This window comes from Pseudomonas sp. Pseusp16 (genome assembly GCF_047324915.1).
Lineage (GTDB): Bacteria > Pseudomonadota > Gammaproteobacteria > Pseudomonadales > Pseudomonadaceae > Aquipseudomonas > Aquipseudomonas fluorescens_CD.
The window spans coordinates 6,080,124-6,106,696 of record NZ_CP168522.1; the positions used below are offsets into that span (position 1 = coordinate 6,080,124).

Sequence of the window (26,573 nt, forward strand, 5' to 3'; positions counted from 1 at the left end):
ACTCTCGGGACGGACTGTCGCCTTCTTTTCGGTAAGGTGCATCGATCAACTGCGGGCGATCTTCAGCGAACGGCGGTAGAATCAGCGCACTTTAGTTATCCACAAGTGGCCGACCTTTGCTTATCGAGTCCCGTCGTCGCGCTTATCTGGCCGCCATGCAGGTGGTCAACTGGCTGCCGCGCACCGAATTGCCCTTTGCTGCGCCGTCGCGGCCCGAACTGCTGGAGACGCCCGAGCCAGTTGCGCTCGCGCCTGTCGTGCCGGCTGTCGTGGCTGAAACGCCCGTAGCGCCGGTGGTCAGGCCGGCCGAGCGGGCGAAGATCGAAGTACCGCGGCCATCGCTGGCAAGCACGCGCACCGGTGCCAAACCGGTGGAAGAGGCCGAAGAAGCGCCCGTGGTGGTCAAGGCGCCGATCGTGCCGCCCCCGCGTTTCGCCCTGCAATTGCTGCGGGCCGGGCGCTGCCTGCTGCTGGTGGAGTTACCCACAGGCGAATCCTTCCAGACCCGCGATCCTGCCTACCTGCTGCTCAAGGACATGCTGCGCGCCGCCGGTCTGCCGGACAGCCCGCAGATCGTCGGTGAGCCGGTACGCTGGCCGCTGCTGGTGCGTGGCACGATGGATCAGGGACCGGAAGCCGCGCGGGACTTCGTACAGGGTTTCCTTTCCGTGCGGATGGAAGAAACGCCATGCGCCTGCTTGTGGCTGATCGGCCTGCCCGCGGTGCGGTTTGCCGGTGAGGCGGATGCCGGGGCATTCAATCGCGAGTTGCAGATCGAAGGACTGGGCGCGGCCTGGGCGGTGCCGGGCCTGGAATTATTAATGGAAGAGCCACAGCGCAAGGCCGCCGTGTGGCAAGCCATGCGTCGGCTGATGGCGCGCTGGAAAGAATCGAATGAGTGACGCTGTATCGTTTCGCCCGATGACCGAGGCAGACCTGGAAGCTGTACTGAAAATCGAATACGCGGCTTACAGTCACCCGTGGACTCGCGGGATTTTCCTCGATGGCCTGGGCAAGTATCAGATCTGGCTGATGTTCGAAGGCCAGCAACAGGTAGGCCACGGTGTAGTGCAGATCATCCTCGACGAGGCGCACCTGCTGAACATTACGGTCAAGCCGGAAAACCAGGGCCGGGGCCTGGGGCTGACCTTGCTTGAGCACTTGATGTCGATTGCCTGCAAGGCCGACGCCCGGGAGTGTTTCCTGGAAGTGCGCGACAGCAATACCGCGGCGTTCAAGCTGTACGAACGCTATGGCTTCAACGAAATCGGCCGGCGTCGGGATTACTACCCGGCGGTGGGTGGGCGCGAAGATGCGGTGGTCATGGCCTGTACTTTGGTCGATTGAGACCAAAAAGCTTCGCGAGCAAGTCGAATCGTCGCACCGCCGCTCCCACAAGGTATTGTGTCGTGTACAAATGTTGTGAACGACAAATATCCTGTGGGAGCGGGCTTGCTCGCGAAAGCGATCTGTCAGACGCCAACAATCAACGCTTCCTGTCGATCGGATCCCGCCGCGCCAGTTCAGCCTCATCCAGGCCATACCCGCCACCGATATCGTCCTTGTCGACGATGCTCAGGTCCCAATCCGCTCGGCTATCACTGCCCGCCTCATGGGCATCCCGGGCGCCGTCTTCACGGATCAGGGTTTCCGGGCTCAAGTCATCGTCGGTAGGTTGATGGTCGTCGGTCGAGGCGCCGGTCAGGCCCGCTTCACGTACGCGCCGGCGTGGCATCAGTTGCTCGCGCTCCTGGTCCGGCAGTTCGTCACCGATTCTGGCGCCGGGTTCTTCGGCATCGAAATCCAGCTCACGCACCGAACCCATGCGGTCTTCGTTATCATCGATGGGCTCCGGTTGCACCGCATCGTACGGACGTCGTGAATCAGTCATGGCAATTCCTCATACTGTGGGCCTTACTAGGGTGGACTCACCGGACACACGAGAATTCCAACGAAAACACTTACGGTTCTTGCGTGACCCCGACGGGCGGTCGTCTGTCAAAGCAGCGCATCTTTCTTGAGGCCTTACAGCATGCACGACTTACAAGACCTGATTGATAACAACGAGCGTTGGGCTGACGCGATCACCAAGGAAGACCCGGATTTCTTCGCCAAACTGGCCCGCCAGCAAACGCCTGAGTATCTGTGGATCGGTTGTTCAGATGCCCGGGTGCCGGCCAACGAGATCGTCGGCATGCTACCGGGCGATCTGTTCGTACACCGTAATGTGGCCAACGTGGTGCTGCACACCGACCTTAACTGCCTGTCGGTGATTCAGTACGCAGTCGACGTACTCAAGGTCAAGCACATCCTCGTCACCGGCCACTATGGCTGCGGCGGCGTGCGCGCCTCGATGCAGGATCGCCAGTTCGGCCTGATCGACGGCTGGCTGCGTTCGATTCGCGATCTCTACTACGAGAAGCGCGAAGAACTCGCCAAACTGGCCACTGAAGAGGAACAGGTCGACCGCCTCTGCGAACTCAACGTGATTCAGCAAGTGGCCAACGTCGCCCATACCAGCATTGTGCAAAATGCCTGGCACCGCGGGCAGAGCCTGTCGATCCACGGTTGCATCTACGGCATCAAGGACGGTCGCTGGAAAAGCCTGAACACCACCATCAGCGGCTTCGAGCAATTGCCGCCGCAGTACCGCCTGCGACCGATCGATTCGCAATAAGGCCCGTCAATCGTGGCTTCGCCGACGCCAGTGTTGCAGAAACGCCTGGCCGTCGGCGTTTGGCGATTCGTCGTAGCCGGTAATCCAGCCGCGGCAATCGTATGAGCCGCACTGGCAGGCGAACTGGCGTTGCAGTTTGTCTTCGGTGGCGGCGAAGTCCATGGTCAGCCAGTCACCTTGGCTGATGTCCTTCAGCGCCCATAACCACAACTCGCTCATGTCGAGAAAGACATTGGGGTCGCAGGAGTGTCGCAGCAGTCCGCAGAAGCGCGGGTCGTAGACATGCACGCCTGGCGCGAGCTGGCGGGTATGGCGGCAGCGATAGGGCAGCAAATGCCCCGACGCCCGGCAGATACGAGTGATTCGCGGGAATTCGCGCCGTGCTGCAATGGCTGTGGCTTGGCCGTTGGCGTTTTCAATGATTTCGAAGTCGGCCAGGGACGGAAATCCCAGACGAACGGGCAGCTCCGAAAAGGGGTAAACACCTTGCGCAGAATGTGGGTGTTTTCCGTGAAAGGCGTGAGTTCTCATAACGATCCTTGTCGGCTGGGTGCTGCGACTTCCATCGACTGACGATCCTGTCAGTGCTGCAGCACGTGGGTACGGCCCAAGCCTCTCGCAGATATCGCGAGCGGTCTACTGTCATAACTGACAGGTCGACCGCCCGCAATCGGTTTATAACGGTGGAACGGGCAGGGCAGTGGCTGGCGCTGGCGCCTTGAGCTGTTTGAGCTGCAATTGAATCGCTGCCGTCGAGCATTTGGCCGCTGCCTGGCCTGGCGTCAGGTTGCGAATCGAGGTGTAGAACAGCTCGCAGGTTTTTTCTTTCTCGGCCACTTGCCAGGTTTGAGTGCAGGTTTTCAGCTCGACATCAGCATTGCTGTCCGGTTGGCGGCCCATGACGGCCTGCCAGCACGCGGCACTCAAATCCTGGCCCATGACTTTCAGGCCCGCCGCATCAGCCTTGGCCTTGGCATCGTTGCCGGAATAGTTCGCCGGGTCGGCGGCGTACCAGATGTAGCTCGGGTGGTTGGAACCCAGCACCCGCACGTTCACCCCGTCACTCGGGCTGATTGTCGCCAGGCCCAGCACGTTCACGGTCGCCCCGTATTGTTGTTTGATCCAGCTACGCACCGGTGCGCCGAAGGCGACCATCGGCAATGTTTCACCGCTGGGGTGCAGGCTGACATTCTTGACCATGGTGGTCTGGTAGTTGTTGAAGTAGCTGTAGACGCCCTCCAGGTCCTTGCCAGCATTGGATGGGGCGGCGATAGGGGCGATGTCGACAATGGTCTGAAAGCCTGGCGTCTGCTCGGCCGGGATGCCATTGGCGGTGAGCAGCGTGGCCCAACGATCCGTAGTGGCGGACTTCAGGTAATCCTGGGCCTGAGTCAACGAATAGTCGGGCGGGAAGTGCAGCAACTCAACACTTTTGCGGTTCTCCAGGGCCATGCCCAGCGGCAGGAACAGGTACCAGCTATACGCCCATTTGCCGTCGGCATTCAGTTTGCTGGCTCCGTTATAGGCCAGGTCACCGGCATCAAGCAGTGCCGCCAAAGGTTTTTCATAGCCGTTGGGCACGCCGATGATTTCCGCGTAGAGCTGACCATTGTCGGTTTTGACCAGAACCTTCGCGTCGCCGTAGCCATCGCGCTGCACGCTCTGGGTCAGGTAATGCTCGACGGTTTGCTCAAGCGTCCAGTTGCGAAAGCAGATCACGTTGCAATTGTTGGGGTAGGCGAAGAGGCGGGTAACGCGTTCGGTAGTGCCCAGCTTCAAATTGGCATCGGCGTGGACGGTGGTGCTCAGGGTGAGGGCTGCGAGGGTGAGTGCCGCGAGTTTGAACATGCTCAGATCCTTTTCAGCGTTTAAGACCAGCAAATACTGAAACAGACAGGGCGGAACAAAAAGGGCCGATTTCAATATCGGCCCTTTTTCATGGTTACGGCATTACCGGCGGCAAATACGCCAGCGTCGTCCCCAGTGCCCACAACAACACTAGCACCAGTGGCGTGTGCACCAGTAACTGCACGAAGGAAAAGCCTATCAGGTCCCGCGCCTTCAACCCCAGCACGCCCAGCAGCGGCAGCATGTAGAACGGGTTGATCAGGTTCGGCAAGGCTTCGGCGGCGTTGTAGATCTGCACGGCCCAACCCAGGTGATAGTTCAGGTCGTTGGCCACCTGCATCACGTACGGCGCTTCGATGATCCACTTGCCGCCACCGGACGGAATGAAGAAACCGAGGATCGCCGAGTACACGCCCATCAGCAGGGCATAGGTGTCGTGGGAGGCAATGCTGACGAAAAAGGTCGAGATGTGGTGTGCCAGGGTCTGTGCATCGGCGCCCTTGACCGTAGTCATCAGTGCGGCGATCGAGCCGTACAGCGGGAACTGGATCAACACACCGGTGGTGGTCGGCACCGCACGGGATACGGCATCCAGAAAGCTGCGCGGACGCCAGTGCAACAGGGCACCCAGCATGATGAACAGGAAGTTGTAGGTGTTCAGCCCGGAGATCGCGCTGATGGCCGGCTTGGTCGAAAACTCGTGGAACAGCCACCCGGCTGCCAGCAGCACCAGCAGAATCGTCAGCAGCGGGCTGTGTTCCAGCCACTCGCCGGGGCGGGTGCGTGGTTGCAGCGGCGGCAGGTTGAAACTCGGGTCGACGCCGCAAGCCTTGGCGTCACGCGCCGAATTCGGGCCGGGGGCGGTCGCGTAGGCAATGATCAGCGAGATGACGATCAAGGCCAGCAACATCACACCGGATTGCCAGAGGAAGATCGTCTGGGTGAATGGAATCACCCCGGTGATCGACAGAATCGATGGCGGCAGGCTCGCCGGGTTGGCCTGCAATTGTGCAGCGGACGACGACAGGCCCAGTGCCCACACGGCACCGAGACCCAGATAGGCGGCGGCACCGGCGGCGCGATAGTCCATTTTCAGATCGGTACGACGGGCAAGGGCGCGCACCAGCAGGCCGCCGAAGACAAGCGACAGACCCCAGTTCAGCAGCGACGCGACCATGGAGATCAGGGCGACCCAAGCCACGGCAGAACGGCCGTTTTTCGGGATTTTCGCCAGGCGATCAATCAGTTTCACCGCTGGCGGCGAACTGGCGACCACATAACCGCCGATCACCACGAAGGCCATCTGCATGGTGAAGGGGATCAGGCTCCAGAAACCGTCACCAAAGGCCATCGCGGCGTCGGTGGGTTTGGCTCCCATCGCCATGGTGGCCAGGGCCACGATAATCACCGCCAGGGCAGCAAACACCCAGGAGTCGGGAAACCAGCGTTCGGCAAAACTTGAGCAGCGCAGGGCAAAGCGGGCGGAGCGGCTATCTTCGATCTTGGCGGCCACGGAGGGTACCTCGGATTTTTATGTTTGTTGTGGTCTTCGGGGCAGTAGCGGCCCGTCTGGACAGGCGCCAACATTAATTCAAGCCGAGGATTTTTGTGGGGCTGTTTCGTGGCTATGGGACTTTGGTCTAACGGGTTGTCCGCCGGTGCATTTGCGTAGACCATGAGCGCCTTGGTTTTTGCCTGTGCCAGAGTTCTTTTCATGACTAACACCGATTCGCGCCCGGCGCCGTTCAGCCGCTCGGACTACAAGACCCTGGGGCTCGCCGCCCTCGGCGGGGCCCTGGAAATCTACGATTTCATCATCTTCGTGTTTTTCGCGCTGACCCTCAGCCAGTTGTTCTTCCCGCCGGAAATGCCCGAGTGGCTGCGCCTGCTGCAAAGCTTCGGGATCTTCGTCACCGGTTACCTGGCGCGACCGTTGGGCGGCATCCTGATGGCGCACTTCGCCGACCGTCTGGGGCGCAAGAAAGTCTTCAGCCTGAGCATCCTGATGATGGCGTTGCCCTGCCTGCTGATCGGGATCATGCCGACCTACGCGCAAATCGGCTATTTCGCACCGTTGCTGCTGTTGGCCCTGCGCATCCTCCAGGGCGCGGCGGTGGGCGGTGAGGTGCCCAGTGCCTGGGTATTCGTCGCCGAGCACGCGCCCATCGCCCATCGCGGTTATGCCTTGGGTTTCCTGCAGGCGGGGCTGACCTTCGGTTACCTGATCGGTGCATTGACCGCGACCTTCCTGGCGCAGGCATTCAGCCCGGCGGAAATCCTCGATTACGCCTGGCGTTACCCATTCCTGCTCGGCGGCGTGTTTGGGGTGATTGGCGTGTGGCTGCGTCGCTGGCTCAGCGAAACCCCGGTGTTCATGGCCATGCAGGCGCAACGCGAAGCGGCGGGCGAGCTGCCGTTGCGCACGGTCTTGCGTGAGCATCGGCTGGCCATTTTGCCGGCGATGATTCTCACCTGTGTGCTGACCTCGGCCGTGGTGGTGTTCGTGGTCATCACCCCGACCATGATGCAGAAAACCTTTGGCATGACCGCCAGCCGTACCTTCGCCTTGAGCGCCTTGGGTATCGTGTTTTTGAACATCGGCTGCGTACTCGCCGGGCTGCTGGTCGACCGCATCGGCGCCTGGCGCACGGTGATGCTCTATAGCCTGCTGCTGCCGCTGGGCATCGGCGTGCTGTATGCCTGCCTGATCATGGGCGGCGACTGGATCGGCCTGGCCTACGCCGTGGCAGGGCTGGCCTGCGGGGTGGTCGGCGCGGTGCCATCGGTGATGGTCAGCCTGTTCCCGGCGCGAATTCGTGTCTCGGGCATCTCGTTCACCTACAACATTGCCTACGCCGCATGGGCGAGCATCACACCGCTGTTGTTGATCGGTCTGATGCCGTGGAGTCCATGGATTTGTGTGATGTTCAGTGCGGTGATGGGCGCAGTGGGCGTGGGCAGTGCGGCGTACTTCGGTGCGCGGATGCCGAGAATCGCAGGCTGTTCTGCCGCTGGCGCGCATTGATCGGGCATGTCGTAACTATTTTTGTAGGACAAACCTGAAGCACGCTTAAGAAAATGTTTCCAAGGCCGATGGTTAGGCTGCATATCGCTTTCTACCCCTGTCCATCGGTGCTTTCCCATGTTCAATAAACGCTTGAAGCAGGAGCTGTCGGCTCTTCGTGAAGAACTCTCCAGCCTCCAGCAAGTGAAGGAAAGTCTTGAAAGCGAGATGCTGGTGCTGACCCTCGACAGCGACGGGCGGGTTCAGTCGGTCAACCAGAACTTCCTTGGCGAGATGCACTACAAGAGTGCTGACCTGATCGGCCGACACATCGACGACTTCGTCCCGGATCACGTCAAATCCGATGAATTCCAGTTGCGTTTCAAGAACGCGCTGACCCGTGGCGAGCACTTCGCTGGCGCAGTGCGCCTGCTACGCGGTACGGGCCAGGAGGCGTGGTTGCGCTCGATCCTGCAACCGGTGCGCTCGGCAGATGGGCGGATAAAGCAATTTTCGATCTTCTCCAGCGACCTGACCCGCACCATCGAGGCCTCTCGTGAACACGAGAACCTGATCGGCGCACTGGTTCGCTCCACGGCGGTGATCGAATTCGACCTCAACGGCAATGTGCTGACCGCCAACGACCGCTTCCTCAGTGGCATGGGTTACAGCCTGGCGCAGATCAAGGGCAAACATCACCGCACCTTTTGCCTGCCGGAAGAGTACAACAGCGCCGAGTACCAGAACTTCTGGCGTCGCCTGAACACGGGCGAATACGTCGCCGACCGTTTCAAACGTATCGACAGCCATGGTCGTACGGTCTGGCTGGAGGCGTCCTACAACCCGGTGGTCGATGCCAACAACAAACTCTACAAAGTGGTGAAGTTCGCCACGGTGATTACCGATCAGGTCAATCAGGAGCAAGCCGTCGCCGAGGCGGCCAACATCGCCTACAGCACGTCGAAGCAAACCGACCAAAGCGCCCAGCGCGGTAACGCCGTGGTGACCCAGGCCGTGGACGTGATGCGTGACCTGGCCAGGCATATGCAAACCGCTGGCGATGGCATCGAAGCCTTGAACGAGCAGTCGCTGGTGATCGGTACCATCGTCAAGACCATCAGCGGCATCGCCGAGCAGACCAACCTGCTGGCGCTCAACGCGGCCATCGAAGCGGCGCGTGCGGGCGAGCAGGGTCGAGGGTTCGCCGTGGTGGCGGATGAAGTCCGGCAACTGGCTTCGCGGACCAGCCAGGCCACCGACGAAATTGTCCTCGTGGTGCGGCAGAACCAGGACATGGCGCGCAACGCCGTGGCACTGATGACCGACGGCAAGCTTCAGGCAGAACAGGGCCTGGCGCTGGCGGCGGAAGCAGGTACGGTGATTGTCGAGATCCAGGACGGCGCGCAGAAAGTGGTCGATGCGGTGGGGCAGTTTGCCAATCAGTTGTCCAACTAGTGTCTGATCGCTAAGAGATCGCAGCGTACGGCAACTCCTACAGGATGTACGCCAGTCCAATGTAGGAGCTGCCGCAGGCTGCGATCTTTTGATTTCTATTCGGGCGGATCAATCCGATACAGCGCCCGGTTCACCGCCAGTTCCCCCAGCAGGATGACTTGGGCAATCCCCAACAGCGTATTGCGACTCGTCCCCTCCGTACGATCCGCCAGATCCATGGTCATGACGTTGGCTGAGGCCAGCGACTCGCAGGCATGGGCCAGCAGGGTTTCGGTATCCAACTCTGGGTTGACGAAAAACATCGTGCAGAGTTTGCGTGGGGTGGCGCGGATGTCGGCGGTTGAAGGGATGCGCCTGGAGGGATCGCAGGAGTTGTTTGATTCAGGATTTGCGGACGGCGATGCCGGATCAGATCCCGGCGGATTAGGACTAGGTTTGAACATAGATGCTTCCCTTCTGTAGTAGGGCGGCAACCATCTCGCGACTAAACGAAAGGGTGGCAGCTGTGCGCAAGTTAGTCGACCGGCAAGGAAAGCAAAAACCGGCGCGCCCGAAGACGCCAAGCGCACAGCTACCATCAAGCGCAGGTGGATACCTGACTGATGATGCTTGTGCGACCGCTTTACCTTAGCCGGGCGACTAAACCCGATCACTGACCATCAGTGACCCAATTCAAGTTACCGACCGATTCCGGACCGCACAAGCCGGCGGATTCTGGCGTACCTGTAGGCAACGACGCAAGGCGCTGTGGCTTTCGCGAAGTAACTTGACGGACTTTTAAACACGCAAAAACTGGCCCGCCAAATAGCTCCCGAGAGGGATCGAAAAACCCTCGACTCGCCCCCCTTCAAATACGCCGAAGAAATCCTACAGACCCGACACACCAGCATCCCGGACGCATCCTACGCGCATATCGGAAGCCTCCGATTTCAACCCTTATCAGCTTCCAGAAAGCTGTCGAGCGCTTGAACGGGGATGGAAATGAAACCTCCCCGAATGCCCCAGGGAGGTTCGTACTTGAACACCATTCTGCCCGTCTTCTTCGACCACAGCCGCCACAAACTCTGGGTCCGCGACCTCGACGCCCGCCTCGACGTCCTGGCCTTTGACGGCCAGGAACACCTGAGCCAGCCCTTCAGCTACCACATCGAATTCACCAGCACCGAGCAGGACCTCGCCGCCGAACAGCTGCTCGGCAAGGACGCGCGTTTCAGCCTGTACGCCGCCAACCAACCACCGGTCATCAAAGGCCTGCCCATCCCTGAAATCACACCGCTGCGCACCCTGCACGGCGTGATCACCGGTTTGCAGCGCCTGTCCGCCTCCGCCGACGAAGCGCGCTACGAAGTCACCCTGCAACCGCGTCTGGCTCTGCTCGGGCGGGGCCGCCAATACCGCATCTACCAGCATCAGTCGGTCCCGGAGATCGTCGAACACGTCCTGCGCAGCCGCCACCAGTTTGCGTATCAGGACTTCGTCTTCGACCTGTCGCGCGAATACCCCCGGCGCGAACAGGTCATGCAGTACGGTGAAAGCGACCTGGTCTTCATCAGCCGGCTGCTGGCCGAGGTCGGCATCTGGTACTGCATCGCCAGCGACCAACGGCTGAACATCGACGTGGTGAATTTCTGCGACGACCAGCGCGGCTACCAGTTCGACGTCGAGTTACCGTACCGCCCACCGGCCGAGCTGGCCAGTGGCGAGGACGGCGTGTGGGCCCTGCAGACCCGCCACAAGGTGGTGGAAAAACACGTCAGCATCCGCGCCTACCAGCACCGCGACGCCTACGCCCACCTCGACGCCGACGTCGACCAGACCCGCGGCGCCACGACCACCTACGGCGAGGCCTATCACTACGCCGAGCCCTACACCCGGCTCGGCGACCGCTACCAGTTCTATCACGAGCTGCCCGCGGACAGCGGCTACTTTTACGCCCGCCTGGCCCACGAGCGCTACCTCAACCGGCAGACCCTCCTGAGCGGCACCAGCAGCAGCGCCACCCTGGCGCCGGGCCAGGTGCTGAGCATCAGCGGCGGCGCGCCCCGGGCCTTCAGCCCGCGCTGCACGATCATTGGCCTCACAACGAGCGCCGCCCGCGATACCAGCTTCGAAGCGAAGTTCGAGGCCATGCCGTATTCGGAATACCTGTGCTTCCGCCCAGAGATCCTGGCCAAACCGCAAATCGCCGGCACCGTCCCGGCCCGGGTCACCAGCGGCCAAGCCCGCGACCGATACGCCGAGATCGACATGCAAGGCCGCTACAAGGTCAACTTCCTGTTCGACCGCGACAGTTGGAAACTCGGCCAGGAAAGCCTGTGGCTGCGCCTCGCCCGACCCTACGCCGGCGACACCCACGGTCTGCACCTGCCGCTGATCTGCGGCACCGAAGTGGCCATCGCCTTCGAACAGGGCGACCCCGACCGCCCGTACATCGCCCACGCCCTGCACGACAGCGAACACCCGGACCACGTGACCCTGCGCAAGCGCGACTACACCTGCAACGTGCTGCGCACCCCGGCCAACAACAAGCTGCGCATGGAAGACGAGCGGGGGCAGGAGCACGTCAAACTCAGCACCGAGTACGGCGGCAAGAGCCAGCTCAACCTGGGGCATCTGGTGAATGCCGAGAAGCAGAAGCGCGGGGAAGGCTTTGAGCTGCGCACGGATGATTGGGGGGCGCTACGCGCGGGTAAGGGCCTGTTCATCAGTGCGGATAGTCAGGCCAAGGCGCAAGGCCAAGTGCTGGACATGAGCGCCGCCGTGGACCGCCTGCAACAGGCCGGCGAACAACTGCAAAAGCTCTCGGTCGACGCCCAGGCCGCCAGCGCCGAGCCGGCGGATGTAGCGGCACAACTGCAACTGCTGCGCAAAGATCTGGAAGCGTTGAAGTCTTCAGTCCTGCTGCTCAGCGCCCCGCAGGGCATCGCCCTGACCAGCGGCCAGCATCTGCAACTGGCGGCGCAGCACAACCTGATGCTCAACGCCGGCGGCGAAGCCGACATCAGCGTGGTCAAGCGCTTGTTCATCGGCGTCGGCCAGGGCCTGAGCCTGTTCGTGCGCAAGCTGGGGATCAAGCTGATTGCCAATCAGGGGCCGGTGCAGATTCAGGCGCAGAACGACAAATTGGAATTGTTCGCCCGCCATGGCCTGGACATCACCAGCACCGAGGATGAAATCCGCATCACGGCGAAGAAGAAAATCACTCTGAATGGCGGGGGCAGCTACTTCACCCTGGAGCAGGGCGGTATCGAATCGGGAACGATGGGCGACCACAAGGTCAAGGCCGCGCACTTCGAATACAGCGGCCCGGCCAGCATGACCGCCACCCATCCGGACTACCCGGTAAGCCTGTCCAAACAAACGCTGCGATTCAGCGTATCGCAAGCCCCCAATGCCACCCGCCAAGCCTGGGCGGGCATGCCGTACACGCTCTACGCCGACGGTGCCGAACTCAAACGAGGCGTATTGGACAAGACTGGGCAGCTGCTGATCGATCATCAGGTTGTTACGCGGGGCTACCGGTTGGTCATGGCCAACGGCGTGACCCACCACATACCGGTGCCCACCGAATACCGCAATGCCGAGCAGGCGCATCTGGCCAACCGTGGTTTGCACAACCACAACGCGAAGCCCGATTCGGAGATGAGCCAACCCACCTCACACACCGATCACCGCGCGTTGTACGACGCGGTGCTGCACGGAATCAGCGATCAGGAAGGGAAAACACCATGAGCCAGTACGAGATCGTCTCACCGCTCGCACTCCAACATACCCAGGAGGTGACCTGTACCCCGCCCTGGTACGTGCAGGACACCGAGTACCTGCCTGCCATGGCGACCTATGAACCGTTGATCAACGGTGAAGAAGCGTTCAGGGCGGTTCACGAGGCTATTTTCAACGCCAAGGAAACGGTCGACATCATATGCTGGGGTTTCCAGCCATCGATGTATTTCATCCGCGATGGCAAGGCGTCGTGCATCGGCGAGTTACTGAAGGCCAAGGCCAAAAAAGGCATCAAGGTCCGGATACTGGGGTGGGAGGCGCCTTTCAATGCGGCAGGCATGGCGGGTGAAGCCAACTTGCCAGGCAAAGGCATGTTCCGCGTCAATGATCGGGCCTTGCAGAGTTCCACCCAGGCGCAATACGACTATGACCGCCAGTGGTTTGCCGAGTGCGCGGTCTCGAACGATAAAGCGGCCCAGCATGGCGCGCAGGGGTTGCCGGTGTTTGTCAGTCGCGGTTTCGACCTGACTGAGCGGGCGGAAATCGAACATCAAGTGCGGCGCGCGCGTCTTGACCCGCAGGCCAGTAGCGCTACGCGCTTTACCCTGGCAGCGACCGCGACGCACCATCAAAAAACCGTGCTGGTCGACTTTGAATTGCCGGACCGCGCCGTCGGTTTCGTCATGGGCCACAACATGCTCGACGAGTACTGGGACACCGACGACCATTCCGCGCTGAACCGGTCCGAGGAGCGTAAGCCACCACCCAACAGAGGCCCGCGTGGCAAGACCCCGCGCCAGGACATTTCCAGCCGCGTTAGCGGGCCGATTCTGGAAGCCCTGCACAACAACTTCGCCAAGGCCTGGCGCAAGGAAACCGGCGAAAACCTGATTGCCTCGCGCCAGTCCATGCAGACCGGTCCGCAACTGCAATGCACCCCGGATACTACCCGGCAAATCGCGCAGATCGTGCGCACCCAGGCCCAGGAGGGGAAGCGCGACATCGAGCGGGCGTATCTGCAAGCCGTCAACAACGCGACCCAGTTCATCTATATCGAGAACCAGTATTTTCGCTGGCCGCCATTGGCCGAGCTGATCAAGGCTGTTGCCGCCGGCCAGACTCGCGCGGGACGCGACCCAGGCATCTACGGCAACTTGCACCTGTTCGTGATCACCAATGCCGGCGACGACAGTGTAAAACCCGGCGCGCTCAATACTCAGCGCGTGCTCCAGAGCTTGGGACGGGGCGAACTCATTCCCCAGGTCACCAAACTGCAGCGCATTGAAGAAGTGAAACAAAACGCCCCGCCCCGGCCGACCTTCGAGCCTCGTGACCGGGTCGGCCAGCGGGAGCTTGACGACTGGGAGTACCAGTTGGATCGGCAAATCCGCGTAATCAAGGAAAGCACGGTCAAGGCAGAAGGCCGTACGGGCCTGAAGGTGCACCTGTGCTCACTGGTCGCTCCCGACTCAACGCCCGGTAACTGGATGCCGGTGTACGTCCATTCCAAGCTGATGATTGTCGATGATGTGTTCACCACTCAGGGCTCGGCCAACATCAACACCCGCAGCATGCAGGTGGATAGCGAGCTGAACATTATTCATGAATGGGCGAGTGTGACGAAGGCATTACGGCGCAGATTGTGGGATCTGCATACGGGTGGGATGGGGGCGCAGGATGATCCGGCGAAGGCGTTCGACGAATGGCAGAAGATCATCGAGAAAAACAAAAAGCTCCAGGACGACAAATACGGTGGAGTGCCCTACGCCCCGCTCGTCGAGTTCTATTACGACACCGCCACGCTGAGGAACATCGACTGATGCATCGAATTTTCCTGCTGTCTTTCCTGCTCCTGACGGCCTGCGACAGCCGCAGCACCTTTACCTATATGAAGAAGGACCCTCATGTGAAATCACTGAACGAGATCAAGGCTGATCTGGCCTTCACCTGCAAGCACGAGCAGATTCCCGCACCCTCCGCCGAAGCCGATGTGCTGTTCCAGTACGCCCGCTGGCTACAGAAAAACAATCAACTCAAAGAGGATAAAAGCGTCGATGCCGAGATCGAACGGCTGTACCGCATCGCTGCCGAAAATGGTCATTACAAGGCCAACATCAATCTGCAGAACGGTGCCATGCGTGGGCATTTCCAACTGCGTGGCGATGAGCATTTGCGCTTGAGCGAGAGACTGATCAGCGAAGGAGTGGCGACGGGTTATTACTTTATCGGGATCTTTCTGCAGCAGGGTTCGGCGGGGCTTAAGGAAGACCCGGAAATGGCCTTACGTTATTACCGCAAGGCGGCCGATATGGGCAGTGCCCAAGCCCAGGCCTATGTGGGCGACAAGCTGTCGCCAAGCAACATGGCTCCCGACATTGCTCGTCAGATGCGTCGCTGCGCTGCCGAGCAGGGCCACGGTAAAGCAGCTTCCATGCTATCGATCTATCTTATGGACGAAGAGAAATACACGGATGCAATGGAAGTTTTACAGATGGGCGTTGCTGCTGGTAACAGCACCTCTGCTTCTCGATTAGCAGAAGGCTTTCGCAATCCCCCCCCTTCCGATGAACTTAATTACCTCGGCCAACAAGAAGACCTCGAACGCGCCGAGCGCTACGGAAAAATCTGGCGAATCCTCGCCAACTATTCCTATGCCAACCCCGTTGTCCCCGAAATCAACGAAATCCTCCCATTACCCCCCGCCCAGTTGCCCGCCTGGGACGGCAAACTCCAATGGCTCGAAGCACGCCTGGCCAACATCCCGCCAGAAAACCCCGGCACCGCACTAATCAACCAACTGGCCAAGGCCATGGTGCTCGATCCTGCCACGGGCAAACCCATGCCGGGCTCTCCCTCGTTCAGCGAAAACCACTTTCTGGAACCGACTTGTGGCAGCGGCAAAGCCTGCCCGGAAAGCGGCTACTGGAAAATCAGGTGGGACGGCCACGGGCGTTATTACTTGGCGCAAGCGAATACCGCTCGCTACTTCAAACAAGGCGAGATCATGCCGAAGGCCAAAGTCGAGTTCGATCGCGAGCGTATGTGGCCACTGTCCGTAAAGGTCGTAAAGACTCAGCGGGGTGTGACATGGGGGTTGCTCGGATGATGCGTTGCGCTCTGATGTCGCGAGAAAACTGGCGAAGTACTCAAAAGTCCGAATTTTTGCATTAAATCAGAATGTCGTTCGAATCATCACAGCTACATATTTATTAATTTTATGAAAAAGGAAAATTCGTGCGAACACTCACAACGGTTCTACTTCTGATTTTCGCTGGCTTGGTTTCGGCACAACCATTAAACAAAAGTCTGGAGGAATTCAATAGTTCGCCCGCATGGGAAAACAGTTCGGGTGAAACCAGCGACAATCCAAGTTTGACAAGGCCGTTTCAGGGAAAAAACTTCATCTGTCGTGATGAAGAAACTTTCACGCCTACAGAAAAAGCCGCGGCATCCGACACCTTCAGTAAATTCGTTGAGTATGTTTCTCGCGCCGATCAAATTGAAAACTTTTTTATAGACCCTGCTCACAGAAAGAAGCGTGAAGACTTGTTAGAGACGGCGATTAAATCTGGGAGCTGGAAAGCAAAATACTTCGATAGCGTATGGTCATATCGACATACAAAAGCCGGTGATTCGAAGAAACAAGCCTTTGCCCGCCTCGTCGAACTCGGCGGACAAGGGATTCCCATCGCAGCTTACAAGATAGGAACTTATTTCGGGAGGCAGGACGACGGCATGTATTATTGGCTTGATGCCGCAATCGACCGAGGAAGCGTCGACGCGATGACAGCGGTAGGATCAACGATAGTAGTACAGTCGAAGGCGCTACGGCCCATCGGCAAGTTGATGCTTGAGTGTGCAGTGAGTAAAAATCATGCAAATGCTTATAAATCACTTGGCATCCTGGCGGATATGGAGGGTCGGCGGTTGGATGCTTATCGACTATGGATAAAAGGAGTCAACGAAGGCTGTGAACCATGCCTGATGCATGTGGAGAGCATAGCCAGGACGCTTAATTCCAGTTCCAGTGACCTCACAGTGAGCAAAGCCAGTAACAACCCATCACTGCGCCCGATAGAGGAAGATTTAATGTCAAGAAACACAACGCCTGAACTTGAGCTGATTAAGAGGTTTTATGGAAATAACTGGAGCTATGAAATAAGTGAGCTTCCGGATTTCGCCCGCCGCCTTCCTAAACAAATGGAGTTTCGTCCCAGTGACGCTACACTATTACTCACGCTTGAATTGGAACGCCGTCAGCGCGCTGAACAAAAGAAGCATAGCTATTAGCTTTTACGTGCGGAAGTGATTACTGGATGAATATCTGGTTAGAGTCTGCGCACAGATTTAATTTCGATAATTTTCCAGTGTTATTTGTTACAGTGCGAATTCTGGCAACGTGGTGGAGAAAATTGAAGGAGGCATGAAAATCACTCGCCCGGACGGGGCAACGATAATCATGAATGACGGTGGTGTGTCCATCGAAAATCTTATCCCCAAATCGGTAGGTATCCGGGATTTGTCCCATATTGAATCATTTACAGTGCGAATCGAGGATCAGGTGCGTATTTATCGCATGGATTTTTTTGGCGGCGGTCATGTCGAGGTGCGTATTCACAAGATGGTCAAGTGATGGGAGTCACTGGTCAAAACATTGAGCAAACAATCACCAATGACGACGCAATTATCGTTAGCCGAGGTGATTCGGCCAGTGGTCCAGTGCATTGAATCGCGAAAACTCCGGTTGTCAGCGTGCTTGACTGAAGGCTTTCCTTTGGTACTGAACGAAAGCAACGACATGCAGCGAATGAAGAACTGGAAGCGTTCGACGCATTCACGTTGAGAGTTACGGTTGGCGATGGGCGTTCATCCTGTAGGAGCTGCCGCAGGCTGTGATCTTTTCATTTGGGATGCCGCTACAATCGGCTCATTTCCCCCCAGGAGCAGACTTCCATGAGCATTTCCCACCGCCGTCCGGTTCCCTTGTCCAAGGCTTATCGTCTGCTCAATCATGGCCCGACCGTGCTGGTCAGCGCAGCCCACGGTGGCCAGCGCAATATCATGGCGGCAGCCTGGGCCATGCCGCTGGATTTCGAGCCGCCGAAAATTGCCGTGGTGCTGGACAAGTCCACCTGGACTCGCCAGTTGCTGGAAGCCTCGGGCGCTTTTGTGCTGAACGTTCCTTGCGCTGCCCAGGCCGACATTGTGCAGACCGTCGGTTCGACCTCCGGCCTGGAATTGACCCAGGGTCAGGGGCGCGACAAGTTTGAAACCTACGACTTGCAGACGTTCGCCGGCCAGGCGGTTGATGCGCCGATGCTCGAAGGTTGCGTGGCCTGGCTGGAATGTCGCCTGTTGCCGGAGCCGAACAATCACCAGCAGTACGACCTGTTCCTGGCCGAAGTGATTGCCGCCCAGGCCGACGAACGCGTGTTCAGCGAAGGCCGCTGGCATTTCGAAGGGCAGGACGCCTTGCGCACCTTGCACCACGTGGCGGGCGGGCACTTCTTGACCATTGGTGACCCGGTGGACGGCAAGAGCTTGCAGGCGTGAGGCAGGCAGCGCTCAAATCCAGACATCATTCTCGGCCGTGCGCTCGCCACCTTCGCGGCCGGTATTGAGCACGCCCTTGGGTTCGATCAGCAGGAGTTTTACCTCCTGCCCGGCGCTGGGTTTGTGCTCGACGCCTTTGGGCACCACATACATTTCCCCGGCGTTCACCAGCACATGGCCGTCACGAAAGTCGATGCGTAACTGGCCTTGCAGAACGATGAAGGTTTCGTCGGTATCGAGGTGGTCGTGCCAGATGAAATCCCCCAGCAGTTTCACCACCTTGAACTGGTAGTCGTTCATTTCGGCGATGACCCGGGGCGACCAGTGCGTATCGATCCGGGCGAGTTTTTCAGCGAAGTTCAGGCTTTCATATGTGTTCATGGAACAGCTCTCGCGGTTGTATGTGAACCCACGATAGCCAGCCACCCGGCGCGATTCTTGAACGATTGTGCGTGGCTCAGCGCCGCTGCAGGCTCAGCCAGCGGGCCGGTGGCAAGCCGTAGGTTTTGCTGAATTGCCGAGTCATGTGGCTCTGATCGGTGAAGCCGGCGATCAGCGCGGCGCTGACCAGTGTCTGTCCCTGAGTCAGCAGCGCGCGAACCATGTCCAGGCGTCGCATGGTCAGGTAGCGATAGGGACTGGTACCGAACAACAGGCGAAAATCCCGGGACAGGCTCCAGCGATCCCGACCACTGTGTTGCGCCAGCTCATCGAGTGTCACGGTGCGATCGAGGGCGCTGTGGATGTATTCCCGCGCGCGTTGCGCGGCCACGTAATCGAAACCCGAGCGTTTGGTTGGCACGCCGGAAACGCTGCTCAAGGCTTGCGCCAGATCGAACAGCGCATCCTGTTCTTCCAGTGGGTCGAGCGGGCAATCAAGGCTGCGCAGCAAGGCTCCCGTGGCGGCAAACAGGCGGGGGTCGTTCGACAGTCCGGTCTTGATGAACGGCAGCGGTTGGCCGCCGAGCATCTGCTGGATCAGCGCCGGTTCGATGTACATCATCCGGTACTGGAAACCGGACTCGGTGCCAGCCTCGCCATCGTGAGCTTCGTCCGGGTGCAGCACGATCGTTGCGCCAGGCTGGCTGTGCCGCCAGCCACCGCGATACTGAAAACTCTGCACCCCGGCCAGGGTGTGGCCGATGGCATAGGTATCGTGGCGGTGAAGATCGTAGCCATGGCCGGCAAAAAACGCCTCGAAACGCTGTAGCCCACCGACATCGGGCGCGCGATGGAACCAGTCAGTGCGAGGCGGGTACTTGGCCATGGTGATGATTGTCTTGAGCTCGATGCGCAGCACGGTAACCCAGTCAGCGACTCGCTGTCTTCTGATCGCAAGGCGACAGGTACGCTAGAAAACCAAGGGCAAATACTGCACTGTGTGACGCATTCTCTGCAGGTCGTTTTTTCTTTTTGTCAGGATGAGGCCAGGTCATGAGCAAGTTGCGCGTGGGGATCATTTTCGGGGGCCGTTCGGCTGAGCATGAGGTGTCGCTGCAATCGGCGAAAAACATCGTCGATGCGCTGGATCGTTCGCGCTTCGAGCCGGTGCTGATCGGCATCGACAAACAGGGCCACTGGCACCTCAACGATCCTTCGAATTTTTTGCTGAATCAGGAAAACCCGGCGCTGATCGCCCTCAACCAGTCCAACCGCGAACTGGCCGTGGTGCCGGGTAAGGCCAGCCAGCAACTGGTGGAAACTTCCAGCCAGGAAATGCTCGGCCACGTCGATGTGATCTTCCCGATTGTCCACGGCACCCTCGGTGAAGATGGTTGCCTGCAAGGCTTGCTGCGCATGGCCGATTTGCCGTTTGTCGGCTCCGATGTACTCGGCTCGGCCGTGTGCATGGACAAGGACGTCAGCAAGCGCCTGCTGCGCGATGCCGGCCTGGCCGTGACGCCGTTCGTGACATTGACCCGCGCCACGGCGGCCCGCACCGGATTTGCCGAGGTGCAGGGCAAGCTGGGCTTGCCGCTGTTCGTCAAACCGGCGAACCAGGGCTCCTCCGTGGGCGTGAGCAAGGTCACCGACGAGGTCGAATACACCGCTGCGGTGGAACTGGCGTTAAGTTTCGATACCAAGGTGTTGATCGAATCTGCCGTCAGCGGCCGCGAGATCGAATGCGCGGTGCTCGGCAATGAAGAGGCCATCGCCAGTGGCTGTGGCGAGATCGTGGTGCATAGCGGGTTCTATTCCTACGACAGCAAATACATCGACGACAAGGCGGCTGAAGTGGTGGTGCCGGCCAATATCAGCGTCGAGGCCAGCGAACGCATTCGCGCCCTGGCCGTCGAAGCGTTCCAGGTACTGGGCTGTTCCGGCCTGGCCCGCGTCGATGTGTTCCTGACCGACAGCGGCGAAGTGCTGATCAACGAAATCAACTCGCTGCCCGGCTTCACCCGCATCAGCATGTATCCGAAACTGTGGCAGGCCACCGGCATGACCTACAGCGAACTGGTGACGCGACTGATCGAGCTGGCGCTGGAGAAGCACCACGTTCGGCAGGGGTTGAAGATCAGTCGGTAAGTGGAGTTCTGCATCGCCCGTATTATCGGTGGGTATGCTTGCAAGAGCCGACCCTGATCAAGCGTGCTTGACCGGTTTGATCAGGCTCTGGGCGGGTATCCCGAACAGCTCGTGCAGTTTCCAGATCATCGGAAGCGTCAACGCTCGCTTGCCATTGAGTACTTCATAAACACGATTTGTGCGGCCGATGGCGGGTGCAAGATCGGCGGCGGACAACCCGGACTGCTCCATCCGGAACTTGATCGCATCGATAGGGTTGGGTAAGTCGACGGGGAAGTGCTTCGACTCATACGACTCGATCAGCGTAATCATGATGTCAAAGTAATCTCCCTCGGGAGTGCCAATTTCAGGTTCATTCTCAAACAGTGCAGACACGCTCTTGAGAGCGGCGCGGTAATCCTCGTCGGTGTGAATCGGGTGAATGTTCATGGGTTACTCCATTTCGACGTTATCAGCGTCGACCGTGTCGTACTGCTTGTGAGTGCCGACAAATTTTATGTACACGGCGCCAAAGCGATAAGCCACGGCGACTATCAGCCTGAAGTCGTTACCCTTGATGTTGAACACGACTCTGCGGCTTTTGAGAATACTGGCTGTAGCGAAGTGCAGCTTTATGTCGGCAGGTGTTTTCCAGGCTGCATTTCTTACCTCGTCAATCCAGGCCAGCAAGGGTTGTTCTGCGCTCGGGTATCTCTCCCAAAATTGCTTCAACTGATTGATGGCGATGATTCTCATGGCATGATCCTAGTCCCATTGTGGGACTGATGCAAGTCTGTGGAGGCGTGGAAACTCTAACCAGGACGCAATTATTTGCGGGTAGGAAAAAGCAGCGGGAGAGAGGCGACCTGGACTCTTTACCTATAAAAAGGGCCTACCCACCGGTAAGCCCTTTCTCACACCTGTGTACGACTCAATCCCCCAACGCTTGTCCCTCACGCCGCGGATCGGCACCTCCGGTCAGCGATGCTTTCCCCTGGGCGTCCTTGACCCGAACAATCGCCTGGGTGCCGCTGGTCATGTCGATTTCGCTCACACTATGCCCTTTGTCTTTCAGCGCCTGAATCAGCGCGGGGCTGAATTGTCCCTGTTCCAGCTCGGTGGGGCCGTTGCGGCTGCCGAAGTTGGGCAGGTTGATGGCGGCTTGTGCATCGAGGTTCCAGTCGAGCAGGCCGATGGTGGATTTGGCGACGTATTCGATGATTTGCGAGCCGCCGGGGGAGCCGACAGTGGCGAGGAATTCGCCGCTCTGGCGATCGAAGATCAGGGTCGGGGCCATGGATGAGCGCGGGCGTTTGCCGGGTTCGACGCGGTTGGCGACTTTCTGCCCGTTCTCCTCGGGAATGAACGAGAAGTCGGTCATCTCGTTATTGAGCATGAACCCCTGAACCATGATGTGGGAGCCGAACGCCGACTCAATGGTGGTGGTCATCGACACGGCGCCGCCTGCGTCATCGACGGCCACCACTTGCGAGGTGGAAATCCGCAGCGGCGAACGGTCCGGCGCGTAGGCCACCTGAATGCCCGGTGGGGTGCCGGGTTTGGCTGTGCCCATGCTGCGTTCGCCAATCAGGGCGGCACGGCTGGCGAGGTAGGCCGGGTCCACCAGGCCCTTGACCGGCACGGGTACGAAGTCGGTATCGGCTACGTACTGTGCGCGGTCGGCGTAGGCCAGGCGTTCGGCTTCCGAGATCAGGTGCACGGCTTGCGGGGCGGGTTCGATGCCGGCCGGGGCCGTGGTCTTGACCGGTTTCAGCGGTGCCAGCGCCAGGTGCTTGTCGCGAGCCTCCAGGGCTTGCAGTGTGCCGAGAATCTGCGCCACGGCGATCCCGCCCGACGACGGCGGCGGCATGCCGCAGACTTGCCAGCGCTTGTAGTCAGTACACAGTGGAGCGCGTTCCTTGGCCTGGTAGTGGGCGAGGTCGTTCAGGGACAGGCTGCCGGGATTGGCGTGACCTTGAACTTTGGTCGCGATTTCCTCGGCGACCGGGCCTTTGTACAGGGCATCGGGACCTTCATGGGCGATGCGTTTGAACACGGCGGCCAGCGGCGGGTTCTTCAGGTTTGTGCCGACGGCTTTCGGGCTGCCATCGGCATTGCGCAAGTAAGCCATCATTTCCGCTGAGCGCGACATGGACGAATCTGCGGCGATCAACTGGTGCAGGCGTGGCGAAATGGCGAAGCCTTGCTCGGCGAGCTGGATGGCCGGTTCAAACAGCTGCGCCCAGGGCAGGCGCCCATGCTTTTGATGGGCCAGTTCGAGGGCGCGCAGTACGCCCGGCGTGCCCACCGAGCGACCGCCGATCTGTGCCTGGGTAAACCCCATCGGTTGTCCGTTGGCCTGCAGGAAAAGCTTCTCGGTGGCGCCGGCCGGGGCGGTTTCACGGCCGTCGTAGGTGCGCACGGCCTTGCCATCCCAGAGTACGATCAATGCGCCGCCTCCGATGCCCGAAGACTGCGGCTCGACCAGCGTCAACACGGCTTGCATCGCAATCGCGGCATCGATGGCCGAGCCGCCCCGGCGCAGCATCTCCCGCCCGGCTTCGGCCGCCAGCGGGTTGGCCGCCGCTGCCATGTATTTTTCGGCGTGTTGGGTGCGCAGGTCGGTGCGGAACCCGGAAGCGCTTTCCGGAGCGAGCGGTAATGTTGGCACCGAAGCGTTGTGGCATGCGGCCAGGGTCAAGGCACTGGCGAGCAGAACCAGGGCTGGCAGGCGATAGCGGCGCAAGGGGAAGGCTGAAAACACGTGGGGCACTCCGTCCGTTGGATCTACGATCAGTGGACTGTATCGGCCGACCGGAAGGGACGCAAACCAGGTCCCGTGGCATTGACGTTTTTGTCCTTCATCAATGGCAGGATTTTCTGTAGGGTCGTTGCCAACAGGCAGGCCAGAAAATCAACAAGAGGCAGACATGCAAACCGAATTCCCCACCCAGCCCGGCTATCGCACCCAGCGTGAACAGTTCCTGGCCGCCGCGACTACCGCAGGCGCAACGCTGACTGAATATCCACACCCGCTCAAAGGCCCGTTCGGCGAATCGTTGAGTACCGATGTGGCGGTACTCGGTGATCCGGGCGCCAGGCGCTTGTTGATTGCGTTGAGCGGCACCCACGGGGTTGAAGGTTTCTACGGCTCGGGGTGCCAGATCAAATGGCTGCAGGAGTTGGGCAGGCGTTCCCTGCCATCGGATGTCGCCGTGGTCATGATCCATGCCATCAACCCTTGGGGCATGGCGTGGTTGCGCCGGGTCAACGAAGACAACATCGACCTGAACCGCAATCACCTGAACTTCCAGCGCCCGCTGCCAGACAACCAGGCGTACAACGCCCTGCATGAAATCTATGCCTGTCCGCAGTTGCACGGCCCGGAGCGTGATCGTGCCGATGCCTTGCTCGACGAGCAGATTCGCCTGCATGGCTGGCCGGCGTTGATGTCGATTGTCGAGGGCGGTCAGCATGCTCATCCCGATGGCCTGTTTTACGGCGGGCTGGCGCCGAGCTGGTCGAACCGCACGCTGCACCAAATCGTGCAAAAGCACGTGAGCCATGCCGAGGTCGCCATGTGTTTCGACTTGCACACCGGCGCGGGCGAGTACGGTCATCCGATGTTGCTGACCATCACCGAGTCCGCCTATCCGGCGCTGGCGGATGCGCAGGCGATTTACGGCCCATGGCTCTACAGCCTGCAAACCGGCGCCGAGACTGTCAGCGAAACCGGCGTGGCCGCGACGGCCACCGGCTATACCTCACAGGCGTTGATCGATGCACTGCCGCAGGTACGGCTGATGCCTTTCGTCATCGAGTGCGGGACCTATCCCGGGCCGGACGTTCACCGGCATCTGCGTGATGACCACTGGCTGCATTTGCATGGCAACCCAAGTGACGCAACGGGACGCGGGATCAAGTTGAATCTGCTGGAGCAGTTCTATCCGGCGGATAGCGATTGGCAGGCGATGGTCTGGTTGCGCACGTGGCAGATCTGGGAGCGGGCGTTGTCTGCATTGTCGACCATTGGCGTCTGATCGATGCGCGCATGCGGTTGAGGATTTCCTGCAACCGCAGCGTGTTTTTTTCAAGGCATAAAAAAACGGCTTACCTTGCGGTAAGCCGTTTTTAGTACTTGGTGGCTACACAGGGACTTGAACCCCGGACCCCAGCATTATGAATGCTATGCTCTAACCAACTGAGCTATGTAGCCAAGTGGCGCGCATTATTCACCGGTAACGGGGATGCGTCAAGCACAAATCTAAAATATTTCTCTGCGCTTTCAACCGTTTATCAAAATCTATCCTCTGAGCAGGGGTGAAGGGCAGCGCTGGAACCAGCGGCTGGCCTGTTCGTACGCGTGCGCCAGTTGCAGGACAGCGAAGTCGGCCTGGTGTCTGCCGATGATTTGCAGGCCCATGGGCAGGCCGCTGGCGTTGAAGCCGACCTGTACGTTAGCCACCGGGCAGCCGGACAACGTGCCGGGGATCACCACCTCCATCCAACGGTGATAGGTGTCCATGCTCACGCCTTCGATGGAGGCGGGCCACGGTTGGGTTTTATCGAACGGGAATACCTGGGCGCTCGGCAGCAGCAGGTAGTCGTATTTTTCGAACAGCCTGGAGATCGCCCGATACCAGTCGCTGCGCATCACCGACGCGGCAAACACGTCAGTGGCCGAAAGTTTCAGGCCGTTTTCCACTTCCCAGCAGGCTTCCGGTTTCAGCAGTGCACGCTTTTGCGGGTCGGCATAGGTCGCGCCCAACGAGCCGGCGACCATCCAGTGGCGCAATGTCCGCCAACTGCTCCACAGCTTCTCTGGCGCGAATTCCGGCTGTACGGGCTCGATATGGCAACCCAGGCTTTCGAAATCGGCAAAGGCCGTTTCGCACAGCGAGAGGATGCCTTTTTCCATCGGCAGGTAGCCGTTGAAGTCGCCGAGCCAGCCCAGGCGAGTGCCTTTGAAGTCCCGCTCCAGCGGTGCCGCAAAGGCGTTTCCGGTCTCGGCAATCGACAGCGGCGCCCGCGCATCGGCCCCGGCCTGCACCGACAGCAGCAACGCCGCATCGCGCACGCTGCGAGCCATGGGGCCTTCGTAGCCGAGTTGGTCGATAAACAGGTCGGCACTGTCATCGAAGGGCACGCGGCCCTGGGACGGACGGAAGCCGAAGATGTTGTTGAACGCGGCCGGGTTGCGCAGCGAGCCCATCATGTCGCTGCCATCGGCCACCGGCACCAGGTGCATGGCCAGCGCCGCCGCCGCGCCGCCGCTGCTGCCGCCAGCGGTCTTGCTCGGGTCGTAGGCGCAACCGGTCGCGCCGAACAGCGGGTTGTAGCTTTGCGAGCCGAGGCCGAATTCCGGGGTGTTGCTCTTGCCGATGATGATCGCTCCGGCGGCCTTGATCCGCTCGACCATGATGCCGTCGCGCTCGGGGATGAAGTCCTTGTACAGCGGCGAACCCAAGGTAGTGCGGATGCCGCGCGTGAGGGACAGGTCCTTGATCGCGTGGGGCAGGCCGTGCATCCAGCCTTTGTATTCACCACGGGCCAACTCGGCGTCGCGCTGATCGGCCTCGGCCAGCAGGTCCTCCGGCGCTTGCAGGCTCACCAGGGCATTGACCTGCGGATTGAAGCGTTCGATATGGGCAAGATAAGTCTGCATCACTTCCCGGCAGGAAACCTGGCGCAGGCGGATGCGTTCGGCGAGCTCGTGGGCCTGCAACAGGACCAGTTCGCTGATGTTATTAGAGTTCATTGCAAGCGGCCTTTCAGACGGCTGGAAAAACGCCCCGCCATTGCGTC

General features: G+C 59.8%; 23 protein-coding genes, 1 tRNA gene and 2 pseudogenes. 14 read left to right on the plus strand and 12 right to left on the minus strand.

Annotation, left to right across the window (positions count from 1 at the left end):
• The first annotated feature begins 155 nt into the window (after nt 1-155).
• Both ACEN8Q_RS27645 and rimI read left to right on the plus strand, forming a co-directional pair.
• Nucleotides 156-902 (plus strand): energy transducer TonB, encoded by a 747-nt coding sequence (locus ACEN8Q_RS27645; protein WP_413427282.1) that lies wholly within the window; start codon nt 156-158, stop codon nt 900-902.
• The gene (gene rimI, locus ACEN8Q_RS27650; RefSeq protein ID WP_057398073.1) at nt 895-1,347 is read left to right on the plus strand and encodes a ribosomal protein S18-alanine N-acetyltransferase; all 453 of its coding nucleotides are present in this window, start codon (nt 895-897) and stop codon (nt 1,345-1,347) included. The genes ACEN8Q_RS27645 and rimI overlap by 8 nt, the downstream gene beginning before the upstream one ends.
• 139 nt (nt 1,348-1,486) lie before the next feature.
• Here the strand turns inward: rimI and ACEN8Q_RS27655 are convergent, their stop codons facing one another.
• A complete protein-coding gene (locus tag ACEN8Q_RS27655) occupies nt 1,487-1,891 on the minus strand; it encodes a serine kinase/phosphatase (RefSeq protein ID WP_413427273.1) in 405 nt (134 codons plus the stop codon).
• A gap of 141 nt (nt 1,892-2,032) precedes the next feature.
• Between ACEN8Q_RS27655 and can the strand changes: the two genes are divergently transcribed.
• Nucleotides 2,033-2,677, plus strand: coding sequence for a carbonate dehydratase (gene can, locus ACEN8Q_RS27660; RefSeq protein WP_413427272.1), 645 nt, complete (start codon nt 2,033-2,035; stop codon nt 2,675-2,677).
• A gap of 6 nt (nt 2,678-2,683) precedes the next feature.
• Here the strand turns inward: can and ACEN8Q_RS27665 are convergent, their stop codons facing one another.
• From ACEN8Q_RS27665 to ACEN8Q_RS27675, 3 genes are all read right to left on the minus strand, one after another.
• Nucleotides 2,684-3,208 (minus strand): lysine methyltransferase, encoded by a 525-nt coding sequence (locus tag ACEN8Q_RS27665; protein WP_413427271.1) that lies wholly within the window; start codon nt 3,206-3,208, stop codon nt 2,684-2,686.
• Between the two features lie 144 nt (nt 3,209-3,352).
• Complete coding sequence (locus ACEN8Q_RS27670; RefSeq protein ID WP_413704012.1) at nt 3,353-4,525, minus strand: hypothetical protein; 1,173 nt, start codon at nt 4,523-4,525, stop codon at nt 3,353-3,355.
• Between the two features lie 94 nt (nt 4,526-4,619).
• A complete protein-coding gene (locus tag ACEN8Q_RS27675) occupies nt 4,620-6,038 on the minus strand; it encodes a short-chain fatty acid transporter (RefSeq protein ID WP_413704013.1) in 1,419 nt (472 codons plus the stop codon).
• Between the two features lie 201 nt (nt 6,039-6,239).
• Here ACEN8Q_RS27675 and ACEN8Q_RS27680 point away from each other — a divergent pair, with 201 nt between their 5' ends.
• The 3 genes and pseudogenes from ACEN8Q_RS27680 to ACEN8Q_RS27690 all read left to right on the plus strand — a co-directional run.
• Nucleotides 6,240-7,550 carry an MFS transporter gene (locus ACEN8Q_RS27680; RefSeq protein WP_413704014.1) on the plus strand — a complete coding sequence of 437 codons (1,311 nt, stop codon included), beginning with the start codon at nt 6,240-6,242 and terminating at the stop codon, nt 7,548-7,550.
• 207 nt (nt 7,551-7,757) lie between these two features.
• Nucleotides 7,758-8,396 (plus strand): annotated as a pseudogene (locus ACEN8Q_RS27685) (PAS domain-containing protein); the annotation flags it as partial.
• 153 nt (nt 8,397-8,549) lie between these two features.
• Nucleotides 8,550-8,984 (plus strand): annotated as a pseudogene (locus ACEN8Q_RS27690) (methyl-accepting chemotaxis protein); the annotation flags it as partial.
• A gap of 95 nt (nt 8,985-9,079) precedes the next feature.
• Here ACEN8Q_RS27690 and ACEN8Q_RS27695 read toward each other — a convergent pair.
• Nucleotides 9,080-9,427 (minus strand): DUF6124 family protein, encoded by a 348-nt coding sequence (locus ACEN8Q_RS27695; protein WP_413427267.1) that lies wholly within the window; start codon nt 9,425-9,427, stop codon nt 9,080-9,082.
• 553 nt (nt 9,428-9,980) lie between these two features.
• Between ACEN8Q_RS27695 and ACEN8Q_RS27700 the strand changes: the two genes are divergently transcribed.
• From ACEN8Q_RS27700 to ACEN8Q_RS27725, 6 genes are all read left to right on the plus strand, one after another.
• Nucleotides 9,981-12,716 (plus strand): type VI secretion system Vgr family protein, encoded by a 2,736-nt coding sequence (locus ACEN8Q_RS27700; RefSeq protein WP_413705519.1) that lies wholly within the window; start codon nt 9,981-9,983, stop codon nt 12,714-12,716.
• Complete coding sequence (locus ACEN8Q_RS27705; protein ID WP_413427265.1) at nt 12,713-14,527, plus strand: phospholipase D-like domain-containing protein; 1,815 nt, start codon at nt 12,713-12,715, stop codon at nt 14,525-14,527. Before ACEN8Q_RS27700 ends, ACEN8Q_RS27705 begins: the two co-directional genes overlap by 4 nt.
• Nucleotides 14,527-15,813 (plus strand): sel1 repeat family protein, encoded by a 1,287-nt coding sequence (locus ACEN8Q_RS27710; protein ID WP_413704015.1) that lies wholly within the window; start codon nt 14,527-14,529, stop codon nt 15,811-15,813. Before ACEN8Q_RS27705 ends, ACEN8Q_RS27710 begins: the two co-directional genes overlap by 1 nt.
• A 128-nt stretch (nt 15,814-15,941) precedes the next feature.
• Nucleotides 15,942-16,997: a hypothetical protein gene (locus ACEN8Q_RS27715; protein ID WP_413427263.1), complete on the plus strand. Its 1,056-nt coding sequence runs from the start codon at nt 15,942-15,944 to the stop codon at nt 16,995-16,997.
• Between the two features lie 133 nt (nt 16,998-17,130).
• Nucleotides 17,131-17,340, plus strand: coding sequence for a hypothetical protein (locus tag ACEN8Q_RS27720; RefSeq protein ID WP_413427262.1), 210 nt, complete (start codon nt 17,131-17,133; stop codon nt 17,338-17,340).
• A gap of 320 nt (nt 17,341-17,660) precedes the next feature.
• The gene (locus ACEN8Q_RS27725) at nt 17,661-18,260 is read left to right on the plus strand and encodes a flavin reductase family protein (RefSeq protein ID WP_413427261.1); all 600 of its coding nucleotides are present in this window, start codon (nt 17,661-17,663) and stop codon (nt 18,258-18,260) included.
• A 12-nt stretch (nt 18,261-18,272) separates the two neighbouring features.
• Here the strand turns inward: ACEN8Q_RS27725 and ACEN8Q_RS27730 are convergent, their stop codons facing one another.
• Complete coding sequence (locus ACEN8Q_RS27730) at nt 18,273-18,641, minus strand: cupin domain-containing protein (RefSeq protein ID WP_413427260.1); 369 nt, start codon at nt 18,639-18,641, stop codon at nt 18,273-18,275.
• 76 nt (nt 18,642-18,717) lie between these two features.
• Complete coding sequence (locus ACEN8Q_RS27735) at nt 18,718-19,527, minus strand: AraC family transcriptional regulator (RefSeq protein WP_413427280.1); 810 nt, start codon at nt 19,525-19,527, stop codon at nt 18,718-18,720.
• Nucleotides 19,528-19,694: 167 nt separating this feature from the next.
• On the opposite strand from ACEN8Q_RS27735, the gene ddlA reads away from it, so the two are divergent.
• Entirely contained in the window at nt 19,695-20,789 is a 1,095-nt protein-coding gene (ddlA, locus tag ACEN8Q_RS27740; RefSeq protein ID WP_413427259.1) for a D-alanine--D-alanine ligase, read from the plus strand.
• A 57-nt stretch (nt 20,790-20,846) separates the two neighbouring features.
• On the opposite strand, the gene ACEN8Q_RS27745 is transcribed toward ddlA, so the two are convergent.
• The 3 genes from ACEN8Q_RS27745 to ggt form a co-directional block, all read right to left on the minus strand.
• Nucleotides 20,847-21,218 (minus strand): helix-turn-helix domain-containing protein, encoded by a 372-nt coding sequence (locus ACEN8Q_RS27745; protein WP_413427258.1) that lies wholly within the window; start codon nt 21,216-21,218, stop codon nt 20,847-20,849.
• Nucleotides 21,219-21,221: 3 nt separating this feature from the next.
• Complete coding sequence (locus ACEN8Q_RS27750; RefSeq protein ID WP_090457679.1) at nt 21,222-21,524, minus strand: type II toxin-antitoxin system HigB family toxin; 303 nt, start codon at nt 21,522-21,524, stop codon at nt 21,222-21,224.
• A 175-nt stretch (nt 21,525-21,699) separates the two neighbouring features.
• Nucleotides 21,700-23,532 (minus strand): gamma-glutamyltransferase, encoded by a 1,833-nt coding sequence (ggt, locus tag ACEN8Q_RS27755; RefSeq protein WP_413704016.1) that lies wholly within the window; start codon nt 23,530-23,532, stop codon nt 21,700-21,702.
• Between the two features lie 166 nt (nt 23,533-23,698).
• Here ggt and ACEN8Q_RS27760 point away from each other — a divergent pair, with 166 nt between their 5' ends.
• Nucleotides 23,699-24,808: a DUF2817 domain-containing protein gene (locus tag ACEN8Q_RS27760; protein WP_413704017.1), complete on the plus strand. Its 1,110-nt coding sequence runs from the start codon at nt 23,699-23,701 to the stop codon at nt 24,806-24,808.
• Nucleotides 24,809-24,907: 99 nt separating this feature from the next.
• Here the strand turns inward: ACEN8Q_RS27760 and ACEN8Q_RS27765 are convergent.
• Together ACEN8Q_RS27765 and ACEN8Q_RS27770 are read right to left on the minus strand one after the other, a co-directional pair.
• Nucleotides 24,908-24,984 (minus strand) — tRNA-Met (locus ACEN8Q_RS27765).
• An 87-nt stretch (nt 24,985-25,071) separates the two neighbouring features.
• Nucleotides 25,072-26,526, minus strand: a complete 1,455-nt coding sequence (locus tag ACEN8Q_RS27770; RefSeq protein WP_413704018.1) for an amidase — start codon at nt 26,524-26,526, stop codon at nt 25,072-25,074.
• Nucleotides 26,527-26,573 lie beyond the last annotated feature (47 nt).

Excerpts from the sequence above, each read along its gene's own strand:
- ACEN8Q_RS27760 (WP_413704017.1), top strand. The coding sequence starts at position 23,699 with ATGCAAACCGAATTCCCCACCCAGCCCGGCTATCGCACCCAGCGTGAA.
- ACEN8Q_RS27745 (WP_413427258.1), bottom strand. The coding sequence starts at position 21,218 with ATGAACATTCACCCGATTCACACCGACGAGGATTACCGCGCCGCTCTC.
- ACEN8Q_RS27705 (WP_413427265.1), top strand. The coding sequence starts at position 12,713 with ATGAGCCAGTACGAGATCGTCTCACCGCTCGCACTCCAACATACCCAG.
- ACEN8Q_RS27655 (WP_413427273.1), bottom strand. The coding sequence starts at position 1,891 with ATGACTGATTCACGACGTCCGTACGATGCGGTGCAACCGGAGCCCATC.
- ACEN8Q_RS27700 (WP_413705519.1), top strand. The coding sequence starts at position 9,981 with ATGCCCCAGGGAGGTTCGTACTTGAACACCATTCTGCCCGTCTTCTTC.
- ACEN8Q_RS27695 (WP_413427267.1), bottom strand. The coding sequence starts at position 9,427 with ATGTTCAAACCTAGTCCTAATCCGCCGGGATCTGATCCGGCATCGCCG.
- ACEN8Q_RS27735 (WP_413427280.1), bottom strand. The coding sequence starts at position 19,527 with ATGGCCAAGTACCCGCCTCGCACTGACTGGTTCCATCGCGCGCCCGAT.
- can (WP_413427272.1), top strand. The coding sequence starts at position 2,033 with ATGCACGACTTACAAGACCTGATTGATAACAACGAGCGTTGGGCTGAC.
- ACEN8Q_RS27720 (WP_413427262.1), top strand. The coding sequence starts at position 17,131 with ATGAAAATCACTCGCCCGGACGGGGCAACGATAATCATGAATGACGGT.
- ACEN8Q_RS27730 (WP_413427260.1), bottom strand. The coding sequence starts at position 18,641 with ATGAACACATATGAAAGCCTGAACTTCGCTGAAAAACTCGCCCGGATC.
- ddlA (WP_413427259.1), top strand. The coding sequence starts at position 19,695 with ATGAGCAAGTTGCGCGTGGGGATCATTTTCGGGGGCCGTTCGGCTGAG.
- ACEN8Q_RS27750 (WP_090457679.1), bottom strand. The coding sequence starts at position 21,524 with ATGAGAATCATCGCCATCAATCAGTTGAAGCAATTTTGGGAGAGATAC.
- ACEN8Q_RS27770 (WP_413704018.1), bottom strand. The coding sequence starts at position 26,526 with ATGAACTCTAATAACATCAGCGAACTGGTCCTGTTGCAGGCCCACGAG.
- ACEN8Q_RS27645 (WP_413427282.1), top strand. The coding sequence starts at position 156 with ATGCAGGTGGTCAACTGGCTGCCGCGCACCGAATTGCCCTTTGCTGCG.
- ACEN8Q_RS27725 (WP_413427261.1), top strand. The coding sequence starts at position 17,661 with ATGAGCATTTCCCACCGCCGTCCGGTTCCCTTGTCCAAGGCTTATCGT.
- rimI (WP_057398073.1), top strand. The coding sequence starts at position 895 with ATGAGTGACGCTGTATCGTTTCGCCCGATGACCGAGGCAGACCTGGAA.
- ACEN8Q_RS27665 (WP_413427271.1), bottom strand. The coding sequence starts at position 3,208 with ATGAGAACTCACGCCTTTCACGGAAAACACCCACATTCTGCGCAAGGT.
- ACEN8Q_RS27710 (WP_413704015.1), top strand. The coding sequence starts at position 14,527 with ATGCATCGAATTTTCCTGCTGTCTTTCCTGCTCCTGACGGCCTGCGAC.
- ACEN8Q_RS27680 (WP_413704014.1), top strand. The coding sequence starts at position 6,240 with ATGACTAACACCGATTCGCGCCCGGCGCCGTTCAGCCGCTCGGACTAC.
- ACEN8Q_RS27670 (WP_413704012.1), bottom strand. The coding sequence starts at position 4,525 with ATGTTCAAACTCGCGGCACTCACCCTCGCAGCCCTCACCCTGAGCACC.